This is a genomic window from Ruegeria sp. YKSE079 (genome assembly GCF_059612845.1).
This window is the reverse complement of the sequence record NZ_JBXWRJ010000003.1, coordinates 230380-255653: the sequence shown is the minus strand read 5'-3', so window position 1 is coordinate 255653 and position 25274 is coordinate 230380. Positions and strand designations below refer to the sequence as shown.

General features: G+C 57.8%; 24 protein-coding genes. 21 read left to right on the top strand and 3 right to left on the bottom strand.

What is annotated here, in order from left to right; translation table 11 throughout:
• Positions 1 to 43: 43 nt before the first annotated feature.
• Positions 44 to 880: a cytochrome c oxidase subunit II gene (gene coxB / locus AC2FMY_RS04440; RefSeq protein ID WP_480747743.1), complete on the bottom strand. Its 837-nt coding sequence runs from the start codon at positions 878 to 880 to the stop codon at positions 44 to 46.
• A 177-nt stretch (positions 881 to 1057) separates the two neighbouring features.
• Here coxB and tldD point away from each other — a divergent pair, with 177 nt between their 5' ends.
• From tldD to AC2FMY_RS04415, 5 genes are all read left to right on the top strand, one after another.
• On the top strand, positions 1058 to 2479 hold the full coding sequence (gene tldD / locus AC2FMY_RS04435) for a metalloprotease TldD (RefSeq protein WP_496744779.1): 1422 nt from the start codon (positions 1058 to 1060) through the stop codon (positions 2477 to 2479).
• Positions 2480 to 2710: 231 nt separating this feature from the next.
• Positions 2711 to 3865 (top strand): DNA-processing protein DprA, encoded by a 1155-nt coding sequence (gene dprA, locus AC2FMY_RS04430; RefSeq protein ID WP_496744781.1) that lies wholly within the window; start codon positions 2711 to 2713, stop codon positions 3863 to 3865.
• 172 nt (positions 3866 to 4037) lie between these two features.
• Positions 4038 to 6677, top strand: coding sequence for a type I DNA topoisomerase (gene topA / locus AC2FMY_RS04425; RefSeq protein ID WP_496807032.1), 2640 nt, complete (start codon positions 4038 to 4040; stop codon positions 6675 to 6677).
• A 131-nt stretch (positions 6678 to 6808) separates the two neighbouring features.
• The gene (locus tag AC2FMY_RS04420) at positions 6809 to 7513 is read left to right on the top strand and encodes a CoA transferase subunit A (protein WP_480747747.1); all 705 of its coding nucleotides are present in this window, start codon (positions 6809 to 6811) and stop codon (positions 7511 to 7513) included.
• Positions 7513 to 8139 carry a CoA transferase subunit B gene (locus tag AC2FMY_RS04415; protein WP_496744785.1) on the top strand — a complete coding sequence of 209 codons (627 nt, stop codon included), beginning with the start codon at positions 7513 to 7515 and terminating at the stop codon, positions 8137 to 8139. Before AC2FMY_RS04420 ends, AC2FMY_RS04415 begins: the two co-directional genes overlap by 1 nt.
• Positions 8140 to 8186: 47 nt before the next feature.
• Here the strand turns inward: AC2FMY_RS04415 and AC2FMY_RS04410 are convergent, their stop codons facing one another.
• Positions 8187 to 9038: a lytic transglycosylase domain-containing protein gene (locus AC2FMY_RS04410; RefSeq protein ID WP_496744787.1), complete on the bottom strand. Its 852-nt coding sequence runs from the start codon at positions 9036 to 9038 to the stop codon at positions 8187 to 8189.
• Positions 9039 to 9383: 345 nt separating this feature from the next.
• On the opposite strand from AC2FMY_RS04410, the gene AC2FMY_RS04405 reads away from it, so the two are divergent.
• The 15 genes from AC2FMY_RS04405 to AC2FMY_RS04335 all read left to right on the top strand — a co-directional run bounded on the left by AC2FMY_RS04405 (position 9384) and on the right by AC2FMY_RS04335 (position 22572).
• Positions 9384 to 9596, top strand: a complete 213-nt coding sequence (locus AC2FMY_RS04405) for a hypothetical protein (RefSeq protein ID WP_496744789.1) — start codon at positions 9384 to 9386, stop codon at positions 9594 to 9596.
• An 85-nt stretch (positions 9597 to 9681) separates the two neighbouring features.
• Positions 9682 to 9897, top strand: coding sequence for a hypothetical protein (locus AC2FMY_RS04400; protein ID WP_496744790.1), 216 nt, complete (start codon positions 9682 to 9684; stop codon positions 9895 to 9897).
• An 81-nt stretch (positions 9898 to 9978) separates the two neighbouring features.
• Positions 9979 to 10179, top strand: coding sequence for a hypothetical protein (locus AC2FMY_RS04395; RefSeq protein ID WP_496744792.1), 201 nt, complete (start codon positions 9979 to 9981; stop codon positions 10177 to 10179).
• Between the two features lie 165 nt (positions 10180 to 10344).
• Positions 10345 to 11202 carry a Flp pilus assembly protein CpaB gene (cpaB, locus tag AC2FMY_RS04390; protein WP_496744794.1) on the top strand — a complete coding sequence of 286 codons (858 nt, stop codon included), beginning with the start codon at positions 10345 to 10347 and terminating at the stop codon, positions 11200 to 11202.
• Positions 11203 to 11394: 192 nt separating this feature from the next.
• On the top strand, positions 11395 to 12819 hold the full coding sequence (locus AC2FMY_RS04385) for a type II and III secretion system protein family protein (protein ID WP_496744795.1): 1425 nt from the start codon (positions 11395 to 11397) through the stop codon (positions 12817 to 12819).
• 17 nt (positions 12820 to 12836) lie between these two features.
• Positions 12837 to 13469 (top strand): OmpA family protein, encoded by a 633-nt coding sequence (locus AC2FMY_RS04380; RefSeq protein WP_480747755.1) that lies wholly within the window; start codon positions 12837 to 12839, stop codon positions 13467 to 13469.
• Between the two features lie 194 nt (positions 13470 to 13663).
• The gene (locus AC2FMY_RS04375; RefSeq protein ID WP_480747756.1) at positions 13664 to 14899 is read left to right on the top strand and encodes a CpaE/TadZ family protein; all 1236 of its coding nucleotides are present in this window, start codon (positions 13664 to 13666) and stop codon (positions 14897 to 14899) included.
• Positions 14900 to 14922: 23 nt separating this feature from the next.
• Positions 14923 to 16365, top strand: a complete 1443-nt coding sequence (locus AC2FMY_RS04370; RefSeq protein ID WP_480747757.1) for a TadA family conjugal transfer-associated ATPase — start codon at positions 14923 to 14925, stop codon at positions 16363 to 16365.
• A 10-nt stretch (positions 16366 to 16375) separates the two neighbouring features.
• A complete protein-coding gene (locus AC2FMY_RS04365) occupies positions 16376 to 17344 on the top strand; it encodes a type II secretion system F family protein (protein WP_480747758.1) in 969 nt (322 codons plus the stop codon).
• A 10-nt stretch (positions 17345 to 17354) separates the two neighbouring features.
• Entirely contained in the window at positions 17355 to 18341 is a 987-nt protein-coding gene (locus tag AC2FMY_RS04360) for a type II secretion system F family protein (RefSeq protein ID WP_496744798.1), read from the top strand.
• 74 nt (positions 18342 to 18415) lie between these two features.
• Entirely contained in the window at positions 18416 to 18922 is a 507-nt protein-coding gene (locus AC2FMY_RS04355; RefSeq protein WP_496744800.1) for a tetratricopeptide repeat protein, read from the top strand.
• A gap of 29 nt (positions 18923 to 18951) precedes the next feature.
• Positions 18952 to 19800 carry a tetratricopeptide repeat protein gene (locus AC2FMY_RS04350; protein WP_480747761.1) on the top strand — a complete coding sequence of 283 codons (849 nt, stop codon included), beginning with the start codon at positions 18952 to 18954 and terminating at the stop codon, positions 19798 to 19800.
• Between the two features lie 3 nt (positions 19801 to 19803).
• Positions 19804 to 20349: a prepilin peptidase gene (locus tag AC2FMY_RS04345; protein ID WP_496744802.1), complete on the top strand. Its 546-nt coding sequence runs from the start codon at positions 19804 to 19806 to the stop codon at positions 20347 to 20349.
• A gap of 118 nt (positions 20350 to 20467) precedes the next feature.
• Positions 20468 to 21775 (top strand): DUF8689 domain-containing protein, encoded by a 1308-nt coding sequence (locus AC2FMY_RS04340; protein ID WP_496744803.1) that lies wholly within the window; start codon positions 20468 to 20470, stop codon positions 21773 to 21775.
• The gene (locus AC2FMY_RS04335; RefSeq protein ID WP_496744805.1) at positions 21772 to 22572 is read left to right on the top strand and encodes an NAD(P)-dependent oxidoreductase; all 801 of its coding nucleotides are present in this window, start codon (positions 21772 to 21774) and stop codon (positions 22570 to 22572) included. Before AC2FMY_RS04340 ends, AC2FMY_RS04335 begins: the two co-directional genes overlap by 4 nt.
• 207 nt (positions 22573 to 22779) lie before the next feature.
• Here AC2FMY_RS04335 and AC2FMY_RS04330 read toward each other — a convergent pair whose 3' ends face one another.
• Positions 22780 to 22968 (bottom strand): hypothetical protein, encoded by a 189-nt coding sequence (locus AC2FMY_RS04330; RefSeq protein ID WP_496744806.1) that lies wholly within the window; start codon positions 22966 to 22968, stop codon positions 22780 to 22782.
• Positions 22969 to 23372: 404 nt separating this feature from the next.
• Between AC2FMY_RS04330 and speA the strand changes: the two genes are divergently transcribed.
• On the top strand, positions 23373 to 25262 hold the full coding sequence (gene speA, locus AC2FMY_RS04325) for a biosynthetic arginine decarboxylase (protein ID WP_496744807.1): 1890 nt from the start codon (positions 23373 to 23375) through the stop codon (positions 25260 to 25262).
• Positions 25263 to 25274 lie beyond the last annotated feature (12 nt).

Genomic DNA, 25274 nt, shown 5'->3' with positions numbered 1-25274 from the left:
TGCATCATCCTAAATCGGGCGGGTGTCCCCGCCACACCTTACGTCAGTTCGAGGCAACCTGATAGGATTGCGGAATACCCGCGAATTCTTCCTTGGCTTCGGTCAGCCAGCGGTCATATTCCTCTTCGCTCACGACCTTGACCGTGATCGGCATATAGGCGTGGTCCTTGCCGCAAAGTTCGGAGCACTGGCCGAAATAGACGCCTTCCTTGTCCGCCTTGAACCACAGCTGCGCCAGACGGCCCGGTACCGCGTCCTGCTTCACGCCAAAAGAAGGGATGGTCCACGAGTGGATCACGTCAGCACCGGTGACGTCCATCACGACAACCTTGCCGACCGGCACGACGACGGCATTGTCGGTGGCCAGCAGGTATTCATCCTGATTGTATCCATTCTCGGCCAATGCTTCCTTGCCCAGAAGGAAGCTTTCAAAGCCGAAGCCTTCGTCGGTGTATTCATAGCCCCAGTACCACTGGTAGCCGGTGACCTTGATATTGATTTCGCCCTGCGGGATTTCCTGCTGTTTGAACAGCACCGGCAGCGAGAACGATCCGATCAGAACCAGGATCATGATCGGGCCGACCGTCCAGGCGATCTCGACCGGGGTATAGTGCGAAAACTTTGCCGGTGTCGGGTTGGCGCGTTTGTTGAAGCGTACAAAGCTGTACAGCATCAGAAAGCCGACCAGAATACAGATCAATGTGATGATGACCAGAATCAGGCCGTCGAGCGATTGCAGATCGCGGGCGAGTTCCGTCGCGGCCGGCTGAAAGCCCAGTCCGCCGGGGGTCGGTTTACCGATGGTTTCAAGCTCCTGAGCCATGGCGGGCAGGCTGGAAAGGGCGGCGATAAGCCCCGAAAGCGTCAAAGCATTCTTCATTTTCTGTCCTGATCGTTTGATCTTTGCGTCCCTGACAGGGAGGTATGAATCAGGTCGCACCTCTCCCGTTGTCTTTGACCGCGTTAAAAACCATATTCCGGAGACTAGATAAAGCAAAATGCTTGCGTCAAACGGACGCTATTTTTGATCTGGATCAAATCGGAAAGGTTCCGGCCCATGCCCAATGACCCGTTTCGCCCCTTCGAGACCGCGATTCCGCTGGATGAAGCACTGGCGATTTTGCAATCTGCGGCCCTTGGGGCGGATGATGGAGAGCTCTTCGTGGAACGGCGGAAATCCGAGGCGCTGGTGTTTGACGACGGTCGATTGCGGAGCGCGTCCTATGACGCCTCGGAAGGCTTCGGGCTGAGGGCGGTCAAGGGTGAGGTCGCGGGATACGCCCATTCGACCGATGTCTCGATCCCGGCACTGAAACGAGCGGCCGAAACCGCGCGTCTGGCGGTGGGTGCGGGTGGCGGTGTGCTGGCCCAGCCACCGATCGCGACGAACAAGCGGCTTTATAGCGATACCGACCCGATCGAATCGGCAAGTTTTCCGGTCAAGATCGAAACTCTTCGGGACATCGACGCTTTTGCCCGCGATCTGGATTCGCGCGTGGTTCAGGTCAGTGCGGCGCTGGCGGCCTCGATACAGGAAGTGGAGATCTTGCGCCCCGATGGCGTGCATGTGCGAGACGTGCGACCGATGACGCGCTTGAACGTATCGGTAATCGTGGAAAAGGACGGGCGACGCGAAAGCGGCTCTGCCGGGGGCGGCGGGCGTGTAGGTTTGGGCGGGCTGATCGACCCGGCGGACTGGCAGGAAAAGGTGCGCGAGGCGCTGCGCATCGCGCTGGTCAATCTTGAAGCTGTGCCCGCCCCTGCGGGCGTGATGGAAGTGGCGCTGGGGCATGGTTGGCCGGGCATCCTGTTGCACGAAGCCATCGGGCACGGGCTGGAGGGTGATTTCAACCGCAAGGGAAGTTCCGCCTTTGCCGGGCTGATGGGACAGCGGATCGCCTCGAAAGGAGTGACGGTTCTGGATGACGGCACGATCCCCGATCGGCGCGGCTCGATCACCGTGGATGACGAGGGAACCCCGAGTTCACGCACGGTTCTGATCGAGGATGGCATCCTGACAGGCTATATGCAGGATCGTCAGAATGCGCGTCTGATGGGCACCGTATCAACGGGTAATGGTCGGCGACAAAGCTATGCCCACAGCCCGATGCCGCGCATGACCAACACCATCATGCTGGGCGGCGACGCCGATCCGGCAGAACTTGTGGCCGAGATCAAGGACGGTATCTGGGCCGTCGGTTTCGGCGGTGGACAGGTAGACATCACCAACGGCAAGTTCGTGTTCTCCTGCACCGAGGCATACCGGGTGCAGAACGGCAAGATCGGTGCGCCGGTCAAGGGCGCCACATTGATTGGCGACGGGCCTTCGGCGCTGAAGAAGATACGCGGCCTGGGCAACGACATGGAACTGGACCCCGGAATGGGAAATTGCGGCAAGGATGGCCAGTGGGTGCCAGTTGGCGTCGGCCAGCCGACGGTGTTGATGGACGGGTTGACAGTGGGCGGTTCGGCTGCCTGAGGCAGAATCGGACCGGGTTCAGGGTTAATGGCGGGCGGGCTTGATTCGGAGCGCACCAGCGTCGCCCCGCAGGTTTCTGAACGCTGTGGCAATTTGCCAAATCGCTATATTTCAACGCATTGCGGCCCGCTGAGGATAAGAAATCGTGTGAATTGGAATAAATTCTACGCGATTCACCGCCTGTTAAGACCCCGTTGCGTAAACCAGTTTTGCAAACAGGCGGAGCGACGGATGACCGAGAAGCAGCATTCTTCCAATCACCCCCCACTCCCACCCACCACGGAAGAAGACCGGTTTTCGTGGCTCCGTCTTTTGCGCTCGCGCCGGGTCGGGCCGACAACATTTCGGCGCCTGTTGAACGAACATGGATCAGCGCAGAACGCGCTGGCTGCGCTGCCTGAAGTGGCGCGCGCAGCCGGGGTCGAGGGCTATGAAATCTGCCCTCCCGGCGTGATCGAGGCCGAACTCAAGGCCGCAAAAGCCGTGCGCGCACGGCTTTTGTGCCTGGGCGATGCCGCCTATCCCGCATCCTTGACGGATATTCAGGATGCGCCCCCGGTTCTGTGGACGTTGGGCAATGCGGATTTGTTGCGTCGACCCATGATCGCACTGGTCGGGGCCCGCAACTGTTCTTCGCTTGGCACGCGCATGGCGCGCGCACTTGCACACGATCTGGGTGCCGAAGGGTACGTAGTTGTGTCTGGCCTAGCACGTGGCATCGATGCGGCCGCCCATCTGGCGACTTTGGAGACAGGCACGGTCGCGGTTCTGGCTGGCGGTGTCGATGTCGTCTATCCGGCAGAGAATGCGCATCTTGCGATGGATATTGCCCAAAAGGGCCTGCGACTGTCGGAGCAACCCTTGCGCACTACGCCACAAGCGCGGCATTTCCCGCGGCGCAACCGGATCATTTCGGGTCTGGCTCAGGCCGTTGTGGTGGTCGAGGCGGCCGCCAAGTCGGGCAGCCTGATCACCGCGCGCGACGCGCTGGATCAGGGTCGCGAGGTGCTTGCAGTTCCCGGCCATCCGCTGGATGCCCGTGCAGCCGGCTGCAATTTGTTGATCCGGGATGGCGCGCAACTTGTACGCAACGCACAAGACGTGATCGAGGCGCTGCCCAGAGAGAAAGACAACCTGCCGGAATCACCGGCCAGAGACCTTCTGGATGCTCTGCCCCCTGCACCGCCCCAAAAACGCAGCCTTCGGGAAACCGCAAAATTGCATCTTCAGATTCTTGACCGGCTTGGCCCTTCGCCCCTTGCCGAAGACCAGTTGATCCGCGACCTATCCGCCAGTGCGGGCGATGTCGGCCCGGCACTGGTTGATCTGGAACTGGATGGCCGGATACAACGACAACCCGGCGGATTGTTGTCTCGTATCGGCTGAAGGCGCAGTGCCCTACTTTTGTTGTTTCGCAGCCCGTTTGCGGGCTTGCTTTCGCGTTTCAAACCGGCAGGAAATCAGGCTTCAAAGGAACGGATTGACATTCGGCCCTTGCACTCCACATCTTGCACCGCCATAGAAAGCGCCGCATCCGATATACGAGGTTTTCATTTAAATGCCTGTAGTTGTTGTAGAATCCCCAGCCAAGGCCAAAACAATCAATAAGTATCTTGGCCCCAACTACACGGTTTTGGCCTCTTACGGGCACGTTCGCGACCTTCCACCCAAGGATGGATCGGTAGATCCGGACCATGATTTTTCCATGACCTGGGAAGTTGGCGTCGACAGCCGCAAGCATGTCAAGGCGATCGCAGACGCGCTCAAGGATGACAATGCACTGATCCTTGCCACTGACCCCGATCGCGAGGGCGAGGCTATCAGTTGGCATCTGCAAGAGGCGCTGACCAAGCGGCGCTCGATCAAAAAGGATACGGCGGTCAGCCGGGTTACCTTCAACGCCATCACCAAGGACGCGGTAACCCAGGCGATGCAAAACCCGCGCCAAGTCGACATGCCCCTGGTCGAAGCCTATCTGGCGCGGCGCGCGCTGGATTATCTGGTTGGGTTCAACCTGTCACCGGTTCTTTGGCGCAAACTGCCTGGTGCAAAGTCGGCGGGCCGGGTGCAATCAGTCTGCCTGCGCCTGATCGTCGAGCGCGAGATGGAGATCGAAGCGTTCAAGCCGGTCGAATACTGGTCGGTCAAGGCGCTGTTCGAAACGCCGCGCGGTCAGATTTACGAGGCGCGTTTGGTCACGCTGGCAGGCAAGAAGCTGGACAAGCACGACATTGCCAATGCCACGCAGGCGGAACTGGCGGTGCAGGCCGTCACCAGCCGCGCCCTGACTGTGAATGCGGTCGAGGCCAAACCTACCGCACGTACCCCCAGCGCACCTTTCATGACCTCGACGCTGCAGCAGGAGGCCAGCCGCAAATTTGGCATGGGCGCGCGTCACGCGATGCAGGTGGCGCAGCGGTTGTATGAGGCCGGCTACATTACCTATATGCGGACCGACGGCATCGACATGGCGCCCGAAGCGGTGGCGGCAACACGCGACACCATCGCGGACCGGTACGGTGCTGAATATGTGTCGGACAACCCGCGCATCTACAAGAACAAAGCCAAGAACGCCCAGGAAGCACACGAATGTATCCGCCCGACGGATATGAACCGCGACGCCAAGGCGCTGAAGGTCACGGATGAGGATCAGCGCAAGCTGTATGACCTGATCTGGAAACGCACCATTGCCTGCCAGATGGCAGCGGCGCGACTGGAGCGGACGACAGTCGAGATCGGCTCGGACGACGGTCAGGTCGGGTTGCGGGCCACCGGCCAGGTCGTTCTGTTCGACGGATTCATGCGCGTTTATGAAGAGGGCCGCGACGATGTGGCTGACGAGGATGACAAACGCCTGCCCCAGATCATGCGGGGCGACAAGGCCGTCTTTGCCCGCGAGTCTCTGTCCGATCAGTTCGTCAAGGCGACCGGCGAGACGCAGGTGACCGAAGGCGCAAAGGTCGCCAAAGAGGCGATCCTGTCCGAAAACGAAGCGGTTCTGGCGCTGCAACACCACACCCAACCTCCGCCGCGCTATACCGAGGCGACCTTGGTCAAGAGGATGGAAGAGCTGGGCATCGGGCGTCCGTCGACCTATGCCTCGATCGTGACCACGATTCAGGACCGTGAATATGTGCGCAAGGACAAGAACCGACTGATCCCCGAGGAAAAGGGGCGGATCGTCACCATCTTCCTGCTGAACTTCTTCCGCCAGTATGTTGGCTACGAGTTCACCGCGAATCTGGAAGAGCAACTGGATGATGTCAGCGCCGGTGATCGTGACTACAAGGATCTGCTGGGCAAGTTCTGGCGCGATTTCTCGGCAGCGATTGGCGAAACATCCGAATTGCGCATCTCGGAAGTGCTGGACAAGCTGGACGAGGCATTGGCGCCACAGCTTTACCCCCCGCGTGAGGATGGGTCCGACCCGCGTATCTGCCCGAAATGCGGATTGGGGCAATTGCACCTTAAAACCTCGCGCACCGGCGGGTTCGTGGGCTGCGGAAACTATCCGGAGTGTACCTATACACGGCCCATCGCCGGTGAAGGCGCGGAAGGCGACGAACAATTGCTGGGCGAAGACGCCGGGGATGAAATCTGGCTGAAATCCGGTCGCTTTGGGCCGTATGTTCAGCGAGGCGAACCCACGCCCGAGAACAAGAAGCCTCCGCGCGCATCGCTTCCACGCGGCTGGAGCAAGGATGACATGGATCTGGACAAGGCGCTGACGCTTCTGTCCCTGCCCCGCCAGATCGGTGAGCACCCCGAAGGCGGCATGATCACCTCGAACTTCGGGCGTTTCGGCCCCTATCTGATGCATCAACTGGCCGATGAAGCCAAGCCAGTCTATGCCAACCTGAAAGACCCCAACGACGTGTTCGAGATCGGGATGAACCGCGCGGTGGAGTTGCTGGCCGAAAAGCGCGCCAATCCCGCAGGGCGCGGCAGGACCGCCGCCAAGCCGCTGAAGGAGTTGGGCGAACATCCTGACGGTGGCCCGATCAACGTGATGGAAGGCCGCTATGGCCCCTACGTGAAATGGGAGAAGGTGAACGCAACCCTGCCGAAGGGTACGGAACCTGCCGATGTGACGCTGGAGATGGCCGTGAAACTGGTGGCCGAAAAAGCGGCCAAGAAGAGTGGCAAAAAGAAAGCGCCGACCAAGAAAAAGGTGGCAAAGAATCCCAGTTCCAAGTGAAAGTCGCAGGCCCGGTTTTCATGCCGGGCCGCGTCATTACGTATAAATACCTTTCCCCCATGCATTCATTGACTTCCCCGTGACGCGACGGCACAACCTGCGGCATCACCAAGTCATTGGGGGAGTTTTCCATGAAAAAAGTCTATGCCAATGCCGCCGAGGCGCTGGACGGTTTGCTGCATGACGGGATGTTCATCGCGGCGGGCGGTTTCGGCCTATGCGGCATTCCCGAGCTGCTGCTGGACGCGATCAAAGAATCCGGCGTCAAGGATCTGACCTTTGCTTCGAACAACGCAGGCGTTGACGATTTCGGTATCGGCATCCTGCTGCAGACCCGACAGGTGAAAAAGATGATCAGCTCGTATGTAGGCGAAAACGCCGAATTCATGCGTCAGTACCTGAGCGGTGAGCTGGAGCTTGAATTCAATCCCCAAGGCACCTTGGCGGAACGCATGCGCGCCGGCGGCGCGGGCATCCCAGGCTTTTACACAAAGACCGGCGTCGGCACGGTGATTGCCGACGGCAAGGAGCACAAGGATTTCAATGGCGAGACCTATATTCTGGAAAACGGCATCTTTGCCGATCTCGCCATTGTCAAGGCGTGGAAGGCCGACGACACCGGCAACCTGATCTTTCGCAAGACGGCGCGCAACTTCAATGTGCCTGCCGCGACCTGTGGAAAGATCTGCGTGGCCGAGGTCGAGGAAATCGTCCCACGCGGCGAGCTGGACCCCGATTGCATCCATCTGCCCGGCATCTATGTGCACCGCATCATTCAGGGGCAGCACGAAAAGCGCATCGAACAACGCACCACCCGCAAGAAGGAGGACGCATAATGCCCTGGGACCGCAATCAGATGGCCGCCCGCGCGGCGGAAGAGCTGGAAGACGGCATGTATGTGAACCTCGGCATCGGGATTCCGACGCTGGTGGCGAACTATGTGGGAGACAAGGATATCACCCTGCAATCGGAAAACGGCATGCTGGGCATGGGCCCCTTCCCTTACGAGGGCGAAGAGGACCCCGACCTAATCAACGCGGGCAAGCAGACGATCACCGAACTGGCCCGCACCGCCTATTTCGACAGCGCCACCTCGTTCGCGATGATCCGGGGCGGCAAGATTGCTGCCGCGATTCTGGGCGCAATGGAAGTCGATGAGAAAGGCGATCTTGCGAACTGGATGATCCCCGGCAAGCTGGTCAAGGGCATGGGCGGCGCCATGGATCTGGTCGCGGGCGTCGGTCGGGTCATCGTGGTGATGGATCACACCAACAAGCATGGCGACAGCAAAGTGCTCAAGGAATGCACCCTGCCACTGACCGGTAAGGGCGTGGTGGACCGGATCATAACCAACCTCGGCGTTCTGGACGTGGTCGAAGGCGGGTTGAAGATCGTCGAGCTGGCCGATGGTGTCTCGGATGAAGAGATGCGCGCCGCCACCGAGGCGACAATCGTCAACTGACCGGATAGGAAAATCGAAAAGGCCCGCCAGGTTTCGGCGGGCCTTTTTCATTGCATGGCGGCAAAGACGCAGCCGTCCGAGATAAGTTCGGGCGGCGTCGAACAAAGACCGCGCGCGATCTGGAATGCCGCCAGCACCTTGGGAACATAGTCTCGTGTTTCGGCGTAAGGCGGCACGCCCTGGTGTTTGCGCACCGCGCCTTCGCCCGCGTTATACCCGGCCAGCACCAGAATCGGGTCGTTGCCGAACTCGTTCATCAGCCAGTTCAAATATTTCACCCCGCCGGCGATGTTCTGACCCGGCACAAGACTGTCGCTGACCCCGAACCGCTTGGCCGTCGCGGGCATAAGCTGCATCAGCCCCTGCGCCCCCGCTGAACTGACCGCATCGGCGCGACCGGCGGATTCGACCGATATCACCGCCAGAACAAGTGCGGGTGAGACATTGGTACCGACGGTCGAGCGCAGGATATCGATGCCGCGCTCTCTTGCTATGTCCTGCAGCGCCTGCAGGCGCGGCCCGCCGACGCCAATGCTGGTGAGCGCGCGAAACGCCTCGTCCAACCGCCCTGCCCCCGCCTTGGCGAGGTCCGGAGAAACCTTTTCCCAAAACCGGTTGTAGCGCCCCGCCTTGCTGGGCGGTTTCACGTCGGGTGCTGGTTCGGCCCGTGCGATGACGGTGGGAATATCCAATGTCCCGCCTGTGCTTTTGGCAAAGGGACGCGCGGCATGTTCTTCGGGTGTGATCTGCACGGTCACCTTGGGCCGCGATCCGGGGAGCGGCGCCTTTATTCTTTTCAGCGCGCCACCTGCGGCGGGCTCGTTTGCATGCCCCGTAACAGCGCCAAAGGCCAGAATCGCTAACGCGCCGGCGCATACTCTTGCTTTCCGGAGGTTCATCTGCCTGCCTCATGTATTGTTTTTCTGAGTTTTGTCGCCGAATCCTGCCGTCAAAGCCAGAATTTCGCAACGAATTGGGGCGGTTTTGCCCAAATTGATACCAAATTGCATCGCACCTCAGGGACTCAACCAGTTGGCGACATATTTTTTATATTTACTTTCAATGCCTTATGAGAAAAATGATCGAAAAGTTAACCTCTGGGCGAAAATTTCGCGATTTGGCCCAATTCCTGCCACGGGCCAAGGGCAAAACTATTCCCATACCGCGACGGACATGAACCGATGAGAGGTGGTTCTAAGACGACGCCGAGGTAGTTTTAGTTTGATCCTTAGGAGGGACATGACATGATCAAGTTCATCAAGAACTTCCGCAAAGACGAAGACGGCGCCGTAACCGTTGACTGGGTTGTGCTGACCGCAGCCGTGGTTGCTTTGGCCGCAATCGCATACAACCAGATCTCCGCAGGCACCAGCACCATCGCCGGCAACATCAGCACCGCGCTGTCCAGCGTTTCGGTCAATACCGGTGGTATCAGCGGTGGCGGCACCACGCCGTAAGCTGAATTCAGTCTGACTTAGAAATTCAAGGCCGCGCCTCGTCAGCCAAGGTGCGGCCTTTTTCAGTCAAGCAAGAGGTGGCATCATGTTTGCCGTTCTCGAGAAATTCAAATCCTCCGAAGATGGAGCCGTAACTGTCGACTGGGTTGTCCTAACAGCCGCAGTTGTAGGCCTGGCCGCCATTGCCTATTCCGCGGTGACCGGACCCACCGGAACCGTTGGTGAAAGAATTGGCGGTGCGCTCTCATCTATCAGCGTAACCACGGGCGGTATCAGCGGTGGTGGCGCCACAAATCCATAAGCCGAAACTTTCAAATTCCCATGTCGCGAGACTGCGTCCCGGATACGAAGACAATTACTATTAGCGTAGCGAGAGGGCATCGTGTTCACAAAGCTTACTGAATTCGTTTCCGGCGAAGACGGAGCCGTGACAGTCGACTGGGTCGTTTTGACTGCTGCCGTTGTCGCGCTGGCGGCCATCGCCTTTTCCGCAGTCACCGGACCGACGGGTACAGTGGGTGAAAAAATTGGCCAGGCGCTTTCTGACGAACAAGTCAGCACCGGCCTAAATCCGATCCAATAAAAACAAGCGATCTGCACGTCAGACCGGCTAATTCCGAATTCGGGACAAATTGCAATCCCACAGATTTTGTCCCTGTTTTCGACACAATTACCATTTACCGTTCTTCAATAGCAGCAGGGGTGTGCTGACACTGCATTCCCGAATAAGCGAATAAGAGGTGCAGATATGAGGGTCGTCTTCGGGCTTGTCCTTATCGTTGGTGTGGCGCTGGCCGGTGGCGCAGTCATGTTGGCCAAGAATTATATCACAGCATACCAGGCTGAATTGGCTAAAGAACGGCAGGCGCGCGCACTGATTGTTCCCACTGTGGATGTCATCGTTGCAAACAAGGCGCTGAAGTATGGACAGCAATTGAACAAAGACGACGTTCGTATCGTCAAGTGGCCGGAAAATGCCATTCCCGAGGGCACCTTTACTGATCCCGCCTCTCTGTTCCCAACTGACGAATCCGACAATCGCTATGTTTTGCGCGCGATGGAAAAGGACGAGGCCATCATGGCCGTAAAAGTGACCAATCCCGGCGAGGATGCAGGGCTGACATCGCAACTTTCCAGGGGAATGCGCGCTTTTGCGATTCGCGTGGACGTGGCTTCGGGCGTGTCGGGGTTTCTGCGACCGGGTGACAACGTGGACGTTTACTGGACCGGACGAAACGTCGATTCGGTAGAAGGCGGGCGCGGTGAAATAACCCGACTGATCCAAGCCAACATCCAGGTCATCGCCGTCGACCAAACCGCCGGGAAGGATCTGACCGGGGCGACGATTGCACGTACCGTCACGGTCGCCGCGACACCTGAACAGATCGCTTCGCTTGCACAGGCCCAGAATACCGGCAGCATGTCCCTGGCACTGGTTGGCGCTGGCGACGAGACGGTAACGGCGTCGGTCGAGGTCAATCAGCGAACTCTTCTGGGACTTGGTGAAATCGAGGCAGCACCGGAAGTCGTTCAAGAAGAAGTCTGCACGGTTCGAAACCGGCGCGGCGCCGAGATTGTCGTCATAGAGATTCCCTGCACAAACTGACAGAATTTCAAAAAGTTAACAGATGGAGGCCGCGCAGTTGCGCGGCCTTCGCGTTTTGGTTGTTGCCGATTCCCCACATAAAGAAAACTCCGGAAACCATTGATTATTGCAATAAAACCGGAACTCACGCACAGTAACTGAAAAGCATGGGCATAAGACCCGAAACGAGGCGTGATCGGAAAGGCAGGTCACATGAAAATTAGTTCCTGGATCAAACCGGCCCTGCTGGGGCTGGCAATAGTTTTGGCCCCCGTCGGTACATCCGCGTGGGCGCAAGACCTACGCGTAGTCAAGAACGGCACAGCGGAAACGCTGGACGTTCCGATGAACCGCGCAATCGTAGTTGAAAGCGAAGAGCCATTCGCCGAGCTCAGCATCGCGAATGCTGGCATTGCGGATATTTCGTCACTGTCGGACCGCACTATATATGTGCTCGGCAAATCGCCCGGCTTGACAACCCTGTCGCTGTTCGATGGCGGTGGTAACCTGATCACGAACGTCAAGGTTCGGGTTGCACCGGATGTCACCGAGTTCAAAGAGCGTCTGCAGCAGATCCTGCCCGGAGAGCGGATCGAGGTGCGCACGGCCAATGACGGTATAGTCCTGTCCGGCACGATTTCAAGCTCGGCCAAGCTGGCCCGTGCGCTTGAGTTGGCGGAACGTTACGCCCCGGAACGGGTTTCCAACCTGATGAGCGTGGGTGGCGTACAGCAGGTGATGCTGAAAGTCCGCTTTGCCGAGATGCAACGTTCGGTGTCAAAGGCACTGGGAGCTTCCTGGGGTGTTGGCGGAACCGACGTCACTGCAGGTACCGGCACACTTAACACGGCTGGTGCTTTGAACCTCGCTCTGGGTAATCTGACCGGTGGGGTAAACCAAATTCCCATATCGCAGACTAACAGCGGAGCCTTCCTTTTCGGCTTTGGCGCGGGATCGACCCAGGTCCGCCTGCTGATCGAAGCACTGGAACAGAAAGGTGCCGTGCGCACGCTGGCAGAACCGAATCTTTCGGCGCTGTCGGGGCAAGAGGCCAACTTCCTTGCGGGTGGCGAGTATCCGATCCCGGTTCAGCAGGAAGAGGGCGTGACAACGATCGAATACAGACCGTTTGGCGTCGAGATGAAGTTTGTTCCGCGCGTCGTGGATGGCGACCTGATCAACCTCGAGATGGTGGCCGGTGTCTCGGCACTGGATCCGAACAACTCGATCACGATCAGCGGCTTCAACATCCAGTCTTTCATCAAGCGCGAAACCGCAACCACTGTGGAGCTGCGTGACGGTGAAAGCTTTGCAATTGCCGGCCTGATTTCTGATGATTTCCAGGACAGCAACACGCAATTGCCCTGGCTTGGCGATGTGCCTGTGCTTGGCGCACTGTTCCGCAGCACCAGTTATCAGCGGAACCAGACCGAGCTGGTCATCATCGTGACCGCACATCTGGTGTCGCCGACGATTGGTGAGGCGCTGACCCTGCCAACCGACCGTGTCAAACCGCCGAGCGAGGCCGACCTGTTCCTGAACGGTCTTACCACGCGCACCGAGCGCCCCGGTAGTGGCGCGGCTTCGGAGGTCGCCAAGCAGGATTTCACCGGCTCTTACGGCTACGTTCTGGATTGATTGGAAGGATGGGACCAATGCAAAACAAGGTACTCACCCTGGGTCTGATGCTGGCCGTCGCAGCCTGCGGACGCGAAGCGGGGTATGATGTCGACACCGGCACATTCGGAAACGCGACACTTAACAACGTTCAGGTCATGAACGGCGAACGCAGCTATGGTCAGATCCTGGCCGAGCGGTTTGCGCAAGAAGTGCCGAATCAGATCAACTTTGCCTTTGACAGCGCCCAACTGGACGCAACAGCGCAGCAAATCCTGCTGCAACAGGCAGATTGGATCAAACAGTTCCCCGAAGTTCGCTTCCGGGTCTACGGTCACACTGATCTGGTTGGATCGCCCTCTTACAACAACAGCCTGGGCCTGCGTCGTGCGCAAGCTGCCGTCAATTTCTTTGCGCGGCAGGGCATCTCGCGCTCACGTCTTGAGGCCGTTGTTTCTTATGGCGAAACTCAGCCGCTCGTGCAGACAACGGATCGTGACCGCCGCAACCGTCGCACGGTAACTGAAGTATCCGGGTTCGTCAGTCGGCACGCAAACGTTCTGGACGGCAAATACGCCAGGATCGTGTACCGTGAATACATCAGCAGCGCTGTACCGCCGTCCCCGCTGCGCACTGGTAGCTATACCGGTGCCATTGAGGCGGGACAATAATTGGCATTGGGCGACATAGTCGCCCAATTCCCTACAATTAATTCGTTTCGGCCCCAATCTCGCCCAACTTCACAGCAATCTTGTCATCAATATGTGATCTGCGGGCGGATTCGACCGCAATCGGGCGATCTCAGGCCAGACTAGGCGCAATGCTGATCCTCTGACCTGCGCTCACGCAACAAAGGATCTTATTGATGAGCAGCGATTCGCCGCATTCCGAGGAAAACACGCTCCGGGCCTGCACCGTCAGCCGCGATGTTCAGAATTTCGATCTGCTTATCGAAGACATGGAAGTGGTAATGGGCGAAAGCTGGGGCGATCTTGGCTTTTCCGAAGCCTTTGCCTTTCTCGAACAACCCGAGGCCGAAACGCTTGAATTCATTGCGCTCGCAATTGACGGCGACGACGAAAACGACCTTGACCGGTTGAGCGAGATCATCGTTCTGGCCAAGTCGCGCAGCATCAAGGTCATCCTGATCGCCGAAGATGTAACACCGGCTGCTCTTCACAAGCTTTTGCGGCAAGGCGCCGACGAGTTTGTCCCCTACCCCCTGCCCGAAAACGAACTCCAGGAGGCGATAACCAGAATCAGAAAGCCCGAGCCCAAGCTCGTGGCGCAAGGTTCATCGCCGCAACTGGACGCTCAAGACTCGAAAGAAGGCGCTCTTCTGGTTGTTCACGGTCTGGCGGGCGGTGTCGGTGCGACTACGCTGGCAGTTAATCTGGCCTGGGAGTTGGCCAACGTATCCAAAAAAGATGCGCCGAGCGTATGTCTTCTGGATCTCGATCTGCAATTTGGCACTGTCTCGACCTATCTCGACCTTCCCCGTCGTGAAGCGGTGTTCGAGATGCTTTCCGACACTGCGTCAATGGATGAAGACGCCTTTGGTCAGGCGCTTCAGACCTATGAAGACAAGCTACAGGTCCTGACCGCTCCTGCTGATCTGGTTCCGCTCGACATCATCACGCAGGAAGACGTTCAGCGTGTCATCAACATTGCGCGCGCACATTTTGACTATGTGGTCGTGGATATGCCGACCACCCTGGTCCACTGGTCGGAAACTGTCTTGCAGGCCGCGCACGTCTATTTTGCATTGATCGAGCTGGACATGCGGTCGGCGCAGAACGCTTTGCGCCTGAAACGCGCCCTGCAATCCGAGGATCTGCCATTCAACAAACTGCGATTTGCCTTGAACCGCGCCCCGAAATTCACGGATCTGACCGGCAAAAGCCGTGTCAAACGTATGGGCGAAAGCCTGGGCATCTCCATCGACCTGCAATTGCCTGACGGTGGCAAGCCGGTCATGCAGGGCGGCGATCATGGGCTGCCGCTCGCCTCATCAGCGGCGAAGAATCCGCTGCGCAAGGAAATCTCGAAACTGGCCGAATCGTTGCATGCCCTGGGCAGCAACGACGCAGAAGCCGCCTGATAGCAACCTGAGGGGGATCCGCTGTGTTTTCCAGGTACAAAAAGCAACCGGGAGCTGTGCCGGTCAGTGCGAAAGAGCAAAACCCCAATACATCAACCGAAACCCAAAAGTCCGAGGCTGCGCCAAAGGCATCGATGCGGAAACCCGTTCAATTGCGCCCGGCGGTCGCCGGGAGCTCTGATCGGGATCGAAAGCGCAAGGAACGGTTGGGTGAGCTCAAGATTGAGCTTCACCGCGAGTTGCTGGAAAACCTGAACCTTGCCGCGCTTGAACGCGCCTCGGAAGCAGAACTGCGAACCGAAATCAGCTCGATTGCCAGCGAAATCCTGGAACAACAGAGCGTCGTTCTCAATCGCGAGGACCGGGCGCAACTGAACAAGGAACTGTATGACGAAGTCAAAGGGCTTGGCCCACTCGAGACGCTTTTGCAGGATGATTCAATCAGCGATATTCTGGTGAACGGCCCACAGCAAGTTTTTGTCGAACGGTTCGGCAAGCTTGAGTTGAGCGACATCTCGTTCAAAGACGAAAAACACCTGATGCGGATTATCGACAAAATCGTGTCCGCCGTGGGTCGTCGCGTCGATGAATCTAACCCTTATGTTGACGCCCGTCTTGCCGATGGTTCGCGTTTCAATGCGATGGTCCCGCCAATTGCGGTTGACGGGTCGCTGGTTTCCATCCGGAAATTCAAGAAAGACAAGCTGAACATCGACGATCTAGTGACTTTCGGTGCTTTTACCGAAGAAATGGCGGCCTATCTGCAGGCAGCGGTCGCCACCCGTCTGAACGTGATCGTATCGGGTGGTACAGGTTCGGGTAAAACCACCACCCTCAATGCGCTCTCCAGCTTCATCGACAATTCTGAACGTATCCTGACTATCGAGGACACGGCGGAACTTCAGCTGCAGCAGACCCATGTGGGCCGAATGGAAAGCCGCCCGCCCAACGTCGAAGGCAAAGGTGAGGTCAGCCCGCGGGACTGCCTGAAAAACGCCCTGCGTATGCGTCCCGACCGAATTATCGTCGGTGAAACGCGCGGCGCCGAGGTGATCGACATGTTGCAGGCCATGAACACCGGTCACGACGGTTCGATGACGACAATCCATGCCAACTCTGCCCGTGATGCGGTTTCGCGTTTGGAAAACATGATCGCCATGGCAGGAATCGAGATGCCGATCAAGGCGGTTCGCAGCCAAATCGCCTCAGCCGTGAACCTGATCGTACAGGCCAGCCGTTTGCAGGACGGCTCGCGCCGGATGACGTCGATCACAGAAATTACCGGTATGGAAGGCGATGTGATCTCGATGCAGGAGATTTTCCGCTTTCAGCGTGTCGGGTTAACGCCCGAGAACAAGATTATCGGACATTTCACGGCAACGGGCGTGCGCAGTCACTTTTCCGAGCGGTTCCGCCTTTGGGGCTTTGATCTGCCGCCGTCCATCTACGACCCAACCACGATGTGAGGATCACGCCATGCAACTCAGCCTGGAGCCGTTCATTTATGGCGCCATATTCATAGGCGTCCTGTTTTTGGTTGAAGGTCTGTACTTGGTGGCCTTTGGCAAGTCGATCAGTCAGAACAGCCGCGTGAACCGCCGGTTGGAGATGCTCGACAAGGGGCAAGGGCGCGAACAGGTACTTGAGCAGCTGCGCAAGGAAATGCAGCAGCACATGAAGACCAAGTCCATTCCGCTCTATTCCCTTTTGTCCGAGAAGGCGCAGAAAGCTGCAATCGCGTTCACGCCCACGCAGCTGATCATGATCATGGTCTTTGTGTCGGCATTCGCTTTTGTAGCACTCAGCGTCGGGACCAACACTGAAACACCGGTTCGCGCCGCCATATCGGTCGTCTTCGGAGTGGGTGGGGTCTACTTGTGGGTCAACCACAAGGCCAAGAAACGTATGAACCTCATCGAAGAGCAACTGCCCGACGCGGTTGAGCTGATGGTTCGGTCGCTGCGCGTGGGCCACCCCTTTGTATCGGCCATCCAGATCGTCGCAAAAGAGGTCGGCGACCCGATCGCCACCGAGTTCGGCATCATCGCGGATGAAAGCGCATATGGCCGCGACGTTGGCGAAGCCCTCAAGGAAATGGCACAGCGCCTCGACATGCAGGATCTCCGCTTTCTTGCCGTCGCTGTCTCAATTCAGCAGCAATCCGGCGGTAACCTAGCCGAAATTCTTGCTGGTCTGGCAAAAGTAATCCGCGCGCGGTTCCGCCTGTTTCGGCGGGTCAAGGCGATCACAGCCGAAGCGCAATGGTCCGGCAAGTTCTTGTCGGCGTTTCCGTTGTTCTGCCTGATGTTCATCATGGTAAAGGACCCGCACTACTATGACGTGGTTCTCGATCACCCTTGGTTCATTCCGGCATGTTTCTTCGTCGGTATCATGCTGACGCTCAACCTGTTCGTTATGCGCGCGCTGACGAACATCAAAGTGTAAGGGGGCCGACATGGAATTCCTGACCAAGATCAATGACCTGCTGACCGAGCACCTTGGTGAGTTCGGCCCTCTGATCGCAGTTGGCGTGCTTGGGTTGTTCATGATCCTTCTGACGGTTCCGGTTCTTTTGAACCAGAAAGAAGACCCCCTCAACAAACTCAAGCGCGACACCGCACCGAAAGCGCCTCCAAAAGGTAAAAAAGATCAACTGCGCCAAGCTGGCCGCAACGAACAGCTTGAAAAATTCGCGGGATTCCTGGAGCCGAAAGACGCCGAAGAGTTATCCGCGATCCAACTCAAGCTGCGTCAGGCTGGTTATCGTTCGAAGGACTCTGTACGATTCTTCCATTTCGCACAATTTGCGTTAGGGATTCTTGGGTTACTAATCGGAACACTGTTTGTCACCGTTTTGGCAAGCGGGCAGGAATTCAGCGGACAACAGATAGCCATCCGCCTTCTCACCCCTGGGTTCATCGGTTACTTCTTGCCGAAATACTGGATCACCCGCCGGGTCGCGACCCGCAAAGAGAATATAACCTCCGGATTTCCGGACGCGCTGGACATGATGCTGGTCTGCGTCGAAGCGGGTCAGTCGCTTGATCAGGCGATTGTCCGTGTCGCAGCAGAGATGCACGTCTCCTACCCTGAGATTGCCGAAGAGTTCGAGATTGTCGCCCACGAATTGAAGGCGGGAAAGGAAAAGGACAGGGTTCTCAGGGACATGGGCACACGTTGCGGGGTTCAAGACGTATCGTCCTTCGTTACGGTGATGATCCAATCGGCGACCTTTGGCACTTCGATCGCGGAAGCCCTGCGCGTTTATGCCGATGAAATGCGCGACAAACGCGTCATGCGCGCCGAAGAGGCCGCAAACAAGTTGCCAACGAAAATGACCCTTGCCACAATGATGCTGACGGTTCCGCCGCTGTTGGTCATTCTGGTCGGCCCCTCGGCTCAAGGCATCGCGAATCTGAAAAACATCGGCGCAGGCAACTGATAATGTTCAAACCGGGCGTGGGCGGGCCCAGATCTCTATGCAGAAAGTTAGCGGTCATCGCCATTTTGACAGCGATGACCGCTTGCGCGTCCAATAGCCTGCCCGACACACCTTACCCACCCGGTTTTGATCCATGGGGCGAAGAGGTAGAACCTCTGATCGTGGCGCATCGTCTTATGGAATCCGGTGAATACGAATTGGCCCTGAACGCCTTTTCCCGTGCGGCCCTGAAGGAAGGGATGACAACCGAGATCGTAACCGGCATGGGTACGGCCAATCTGGGGTTGGGGCGTCTCGGACAATCCGAGAAACTGCTCAGGCGAGCGGTCGAAGAGGCCCCGGACTGGCCTGAGGCCTGGAACAACCTTGGTGTAGTTCTGGTGGAAACCCGACAGTATCCCGAGGCCGCATTGGTGTTCAAGAAGGCTTATGCGCTGGACAATGGCGAAAGTGACGCAATACGCGACAATTTACAGTTAGCTCTCGCAAAAATGGAAAATCCTGTTACCATCTCCGAAAAAGAAGAATTCAAACTGGTGCAGCGGGGACAGGGCGATTTTGTCCTGCGCAGAACACCATGATCGAGGCAAGAGCAGTAAGGGACGCAAAAATGCGCCACTCCATCCTGATTCCAAGCATGCTTGCATGCGGGCTGACGCTGGCAGCCTGCGCAGATAAAGGCGAGGAAACCGTCGACAAGACCCTGCAGGACATCAATGTCATCGACGAAACCAACCTCAACGACGTCATGTTGAGCGTCGCAGACCCGAATGAGGCGGTCGCATATTTTCAGCGGGCATCGGCGGCCAATCCCGACCGCGCTGACCTACAACGCGGTCTCGCCTATTCCTTGGGTCGTGCAAAACGCAGCACCGAAGCCGCTGCCGCCTGGTCCAAGTTGGTGAAGATGAACGGGTCGACCACCGAAGACAAGGTCAGCTACGCCGACGCTTTGATCCGTTCTGGCGACTGGGCCAAAGCGGAAAGCACTCTGGACACGATCCCGCCGACGCATGAAACTTTCAGCCGCTACCGTCTTGAGGCGATGGTGGCCGACGCGAACAAGGACTGGAAACGCGCGGACTCGTTTTATGAAACCGCTATCGGGCTGACGACACGTCCAGCCGGAGTGATGAACAACTGGGGATACTCCAAGTTGACGCGCGGCCAATATGCCGAAGCAGAACGCCTGTTCAACGAGGCGATCAAGCACGATAAATCCCTGTTCACCGCCAAGAACAATCTGGTTCTGGCGCGTGGAGCACAACGCAACTACGCCCTCCCCGTTGTTCCGATGGATCAGGTCGAGCGGGCAACCCTGCTGCACACGATGGCCCTGTCGGCAATCAAGCAGGGTGACGTGGAAACCGGCAAAACCCTGCTACGCGACGCAATCTCAACCCATCCGCAACACTTTGAAGAAGCCGTAAGATCGCTGGACGCGTTGGAGAGCGCCTGAGCAATGGAAATTCCTTCGACGGCAGCAATTTGGTTCTTGCCATTTGTGCTGCCGGTTTGCCTGTACGTTGCCTTTACCGATCTGCGCGAGATGAAGATCAAGAACCAGGCGAATACGGCGCTATGCGGGATCTTTATCGTCGTTGGCCTCATCGCCCTCCCCATGTGGTCTGGTGATTGGCCGACCGGCACAGTTGGTCCTTTTACATTCTCGCTACCCGTCTATGTCTGGCAACTTCTCCATCTGCCGGTCGTGTTGCTGATCGGGTTCCTTCTGAACGCGGGCGGAGCGGTCGGGGCTGGTGACGCCAAGTTCGCCGCTGTCGCAGCCCCGTTTGTCTGGACCTCAGATATCAGGCTGGTTTTGGCCATTCTGGCGGCAGGTTTGCTGGGGGCATTCTTTACCCACCGACTGGCCAAATACACAGCCCTGAGGCGTATCGCGCCAGAATGGAAAAGCTGGGAGGCGGGCAAGCTCTTTCCCATGGGGCTGACTCTGGCCGGAAGCCTGTCCATTTACTTGATTCTGGGAACGATTTATGGGGCGTGAGTGATCATCGACACGCCCCGGCTCTGCCTTTGTGCTGCCACATTGCTGGGCCAGTTTTACCCCGTGCGGTTCCACCCGCGAAACAATACCGGCGAATCTGAACGAACGAGCACCGCTCATGAACATGCAGACCACCACCGTTATGGCCCCACCGCCCCCCAAGGGGCTGGCGGAAATGAAACTTCCACTGGTCATGATGCGGGACATTCTTCTCAAGACCATCTTCCGCAAAAACGTCAACATGGTCACCGAGATTGCCGAGGCCATTTGCCTGCCGGGGTCCGTGACCCAGGAACTGGTGGATATTGCACGAGAGCAGAAATTGCTGGAAGCAACCGGCACCCTCGTCGCCAATGCCGGCAACGAGATGGGGTACCAGTTGACCGACGCCGGCAAGGCACGGGCGCTGGATGCACTCAGCCAGTCGGAGTATTTCGGTGCGATGCCGGTGCCGCTGGACGTTTATCGCGAACAGGTCAAGCGCCAGTCGATTCGCAATATTCAAGTGACCCGGGAACAGCTCGTCAACGCGATGGGGCATCTGGTTTTGCCAGACAGTTTGCTGGATCACCTTGGCCCTGCGGTCAGCGCCGGCAGGTCGATCCTGATGTATGGCCCCCCGGGCAACGGTAAGTCCTCCATCTCAAACGGTATTCGCGATGCCTTAGGCGATCATGTCTATGTTCCCCGCGCCATAGAATATGCCGGTCAGGTGATCACGGTCTATGACCCGATCGTGCACAACCTGATCGAACAGGAAACGGACGATCCTAACAGCCTGCGCCGCCGCAAGCGTTTCGACACCCGTTATGTGATGTGCGAAAGACCGACGGTGATTACCGGCGGTGAACTGTCGCTCAGCATGCTGGATCTGGTCTATAACCCAACTGCGCGCACCTATCAGGCGCCGCTTCAGCTGAAATCGACCGGGGGTATCTTTATCGTCGACGACCTTGGCCGCCAAACCGAACCGCCGCAGGCGTTGGTCAACCGCTGGATCGTACCGCTTGAAGAAAACAAAGATATTCTCGGCCTGCAATCCGGTGAAAAATTCGAAGTTCCCTTCGACACGCTGGTGATCTTTTCAACCAACTTTCACCCGAATGAAATCTTCGACATGGCGGCCTTGCGCCGGATCTTCTTCAAGATCAAGATCGATGGCCCGAACCAGGAGAATTTCCTGAAGATCTTTGCCATGGTTGCCCGCAAGCGCGGCATGCCACTGGATGAGTCGGCGCTGGTTCATCTGCTCAAGGTCAAGTATCCGACGATCAACAACATCTATGCGAACTATCAACCGATCTTTTTGATCGACCAGATGATTGCCATCTGCGAGTTCGAGGGTATTCCCTATCAAATGTCGCCAGAACTGATCGACCGGGCCTGGGCCAACATGTTCGTGAGGGACGAAGAGATCGTCAAATGATCGGTCTGGCCGGTTGCGGCCGCATGGGCGCTCCGATGCTCGCCGCCCTGCGCCGCGCTGGCTTTGACGCCCGGGGATTCGATATCCGTGATCCGGCCGAGTTCGGGGTGTTGCAGCCTTTTGTTACCAATGACGCGACCGCGTTTGGGCAGGGTTTGCACACCTTGCTGACTGTTGTTCGGGACGTACCGCAAACTGAGGATGTTCTGTTTGAGTCTCAGGGTTTTGTCGATGCACCCGGTCTGCGCCGGATCATCCTGTGCTCGACGCTCTCTCCTCGATACGTGCGTGAATTGCGCGAGCGGGTTCCCGACAGGATCAGCCTGATCGACGCCCCGATGTCGGGGGCGCAGATCGCCGCGCAAGAGGCGCGGTTGTCTTTTATGCTGGGTGGTAACGCTGGGGATCTGGACGCAGCGCAGCCGTTGTTTGACGCCATGGGTAGGCATTATCACCGTATGGGGCCATACGGCATGGGGATGCAGGCCAAGGTTCTCAACAACCTTCTGGCGGCCTCAAACACGGCGATCACACGGCTGGTTCTGGACTGGGCACACCAAGCCGGGCTGGACCAGCACAAATTGTTGAACCTCATCCATACAAGCTCGGGCCAGAACTGGTTCGCTTCCGGGTTCCAAAAGATCGAATTCGCACAGGACGGATATCAAGACGACAACACGATCGGCATTCTTGTAAAAGACGTCGAAAGCGCTCTTGATGCTGCTCCGGACGGGGCGGGAATAGGTCTTTTCCGATCTCTCCAGAACCTTTTGCGGGATCTCGAACCGCATAAATGATCATCTTTGCCGGATTCTATCCGACCGGCAAAGCGCCCTGCGCGCCCTCCCTGAAACACGCAAGGCGCCTCCCTCCGCAAGTCTAGGTTCAGTCGAAGAGGAACCGGAGCCTGTTACCGACATTTGGTCGCTCTGCCCTGAGCACTTGTCAGATCGCGTAACGGCATCAAGAACGTTATCAAACCCACGCCAGCCGGCTTGTCCGTATCACTCTTGAAAGCTTGCGACCCAGACTGCTTTCTGGACTTCGGGCAGAATGGCGGCGCTGGTTTTGATTTCGAGTGCCGGGTTCTCCTGATCCTTCTGATGCAGCGCAGCACCGGCCGATTGCGTGACCGCTGTTACGCATACGGCGGTGGCAACGATGGCCGCAATGAATTTGGTGTTTGCTTTCATGCCCGTTCTGCCTTCTACGACGATTTTCCCAGCACAACGGATATATGGCGCCCACGGCTGATCGGGACCTGTCCTTACAATTAAGTTTTCTTCACATTACCGATATGACCGCCTTCCTGACCCCATCCGCCAGAACACAAATCCCGGTCGCGACAGGCCCCTGCAGCACGACTTCAAGGGGCAACAGGGCAATTTGACATTCCCGTCTCGCAGGGTTTCAATCAAGGTTCCTTCAGCGGCGGCCAGATTGTGCAGATATATGTGCTGCGGCGAGATAGGTGGAAAAAGACGTTAGACCGCAGTTTAAATCCGATACTGTAAGAGTTTACGCTTGGACGAATCGAACACCTCCCGTAAAGGGCGGCGCACATCCACAGGCTTCAAACCACAGGGGACATGGTTGATTGAAACAGACGTCTGACGCACCGCATTCCGTTTATGGCGTGGAAAAATGGGGCAAAGGTCTCATAGAGGTGACTGAGGACGGCGAGATCGGCCTTCGAAATCCCCTTGCCCCCGATGCGGCCGCCATCAGCCTGCCGGGCATTCTGCACGATCTTGATCAACGTGGCATCCGGGCACCGATGCTGCTTCGGATCAGTTCATATCTGGAAAACGAGATTGCCCATATCAACGAAAGCTTTGCCGAGGCCATCGCGCGCACCGGATATCGCGGCCAGTATCGCGGCGTATTCCCGATCAAGGTGAACCAGCAGGCACAGGTGATCGACCGGATCGTCGAGTTCGGACAGAAATACAATTACGGGCTCGAAGCGGGTTCGAAACCTGAACTCGTCATCGCGCTGGCGCACCGTCTGGCGCGCGAGGCGCTGATCGTCTGCAACGGCGTCAAGGATGCCGAGTTCATCCAGCTTGCCATCCTCAGCCGCAAGATCGGCTTTAACACCGTAGTCGTGCTGGAAAGCCCGAAAGAAGCCGACACCGTGATCGAGGTCTATAACGAGCTGGGCATCGAACCCTTGCTGGGCGTGCGGGTGAAGCTCACCAACCAGATCAGCGGCAAATGGGAAGAAAGCTCGGGCGACCGCTCGGCTTTTGGCATGAACACTGATCAGCTGGTGTCGGTGGTGGACAAGCTGAAAGCAGCCGGTTTGCTGCATTGCCTGAAGCTTCAGCATTCACATCTGGGCAGCCAGGTGCCCGACGTCAACGACGTGCGCCGCGCCGTTGGCGAAGCCTGCCGGTATTATACCGAACTCACGCGCGAAGGCGTGCCGCTCGGTCATCTTGATCTCGGTGGCGGTATGGGCGTGGATTACACTGGCGAAAAAAAGGCCACCGAGAACTCGATCAACTACACGGTCGAGGAATACTGTGCCAATGTTGTCGAAACCGTGGCCTACGCGATGGATGAGGCCGAGGTGGACCATCCCACGCTGGTCACCGAAAGCGGCCGCGCCGTCGTAGCGACCTCTTCGATGCTGGTCTTCAACGTCCTTGAATGCACGCTTTATGACGCGCCGAACGGGCCTGACGTACATCCCGACGACCACCATCTGGTGTCGGATCTGGCCGCCGTGCACGGCTATCTCAGCCATGACCGGCTGCAAGAATGCTGGAACGACGCCACCTTTTACCGCAACGAGTTGCGAGCGCTGTTCCGGCGCGGCTATGTCGACCTGCGCCAGATGGCACGGGCCGAGCGCATCTACCTGTCTCTGATGGCCCGTATCAAAGCACTCGTCGCCACGGAAGAGGGGGAAACAGATGTCGATGCCCAACTTGAAAAGCTGGCCGATATCTATCACTGCAATTTCTCGCTGTTCCAGTCGCTGCCCGATGTCTGGGCCATCGACCAGTTGCACCCGATCGTGCCGCTGCAGATGTTGAACCAGGTCCCTGACCGTCGTGCCGTGCTTAGCGACATCACCTGCGACAGCGACGGCAAGATCGGCCGTTTCATATTGGCGGAGGGCGTTTCGCCCAGCCTGCCGGTCCACACGCTGCCCGAAGAAGACGATTATTACATGGGCGTGTTCTTTGTCGGGGCCTACCAGGAAACCCTTGGCGATCTGCACAACCTCTTTGGCGACACCAATGTGGTCACCATCGATCTGCGCGCCGATGGCGGGTTCGACCTGCTGCACGAGCAGGAAGGCGACACCATCTCCGAGGTTCTGGCCTATGTCGAATTTGACCCGGCCGATTGTGTCGCCGCCTTCCGCAAGATGGTGGACGAGGCGATCTCGACCGGCACGTTGAAAGCCAAGGATCGCAAGACACTGATGAGCGCCTACCGCGACTCGATCAACGGCTACACCTATTACGAATAACCCCCTGTGAGA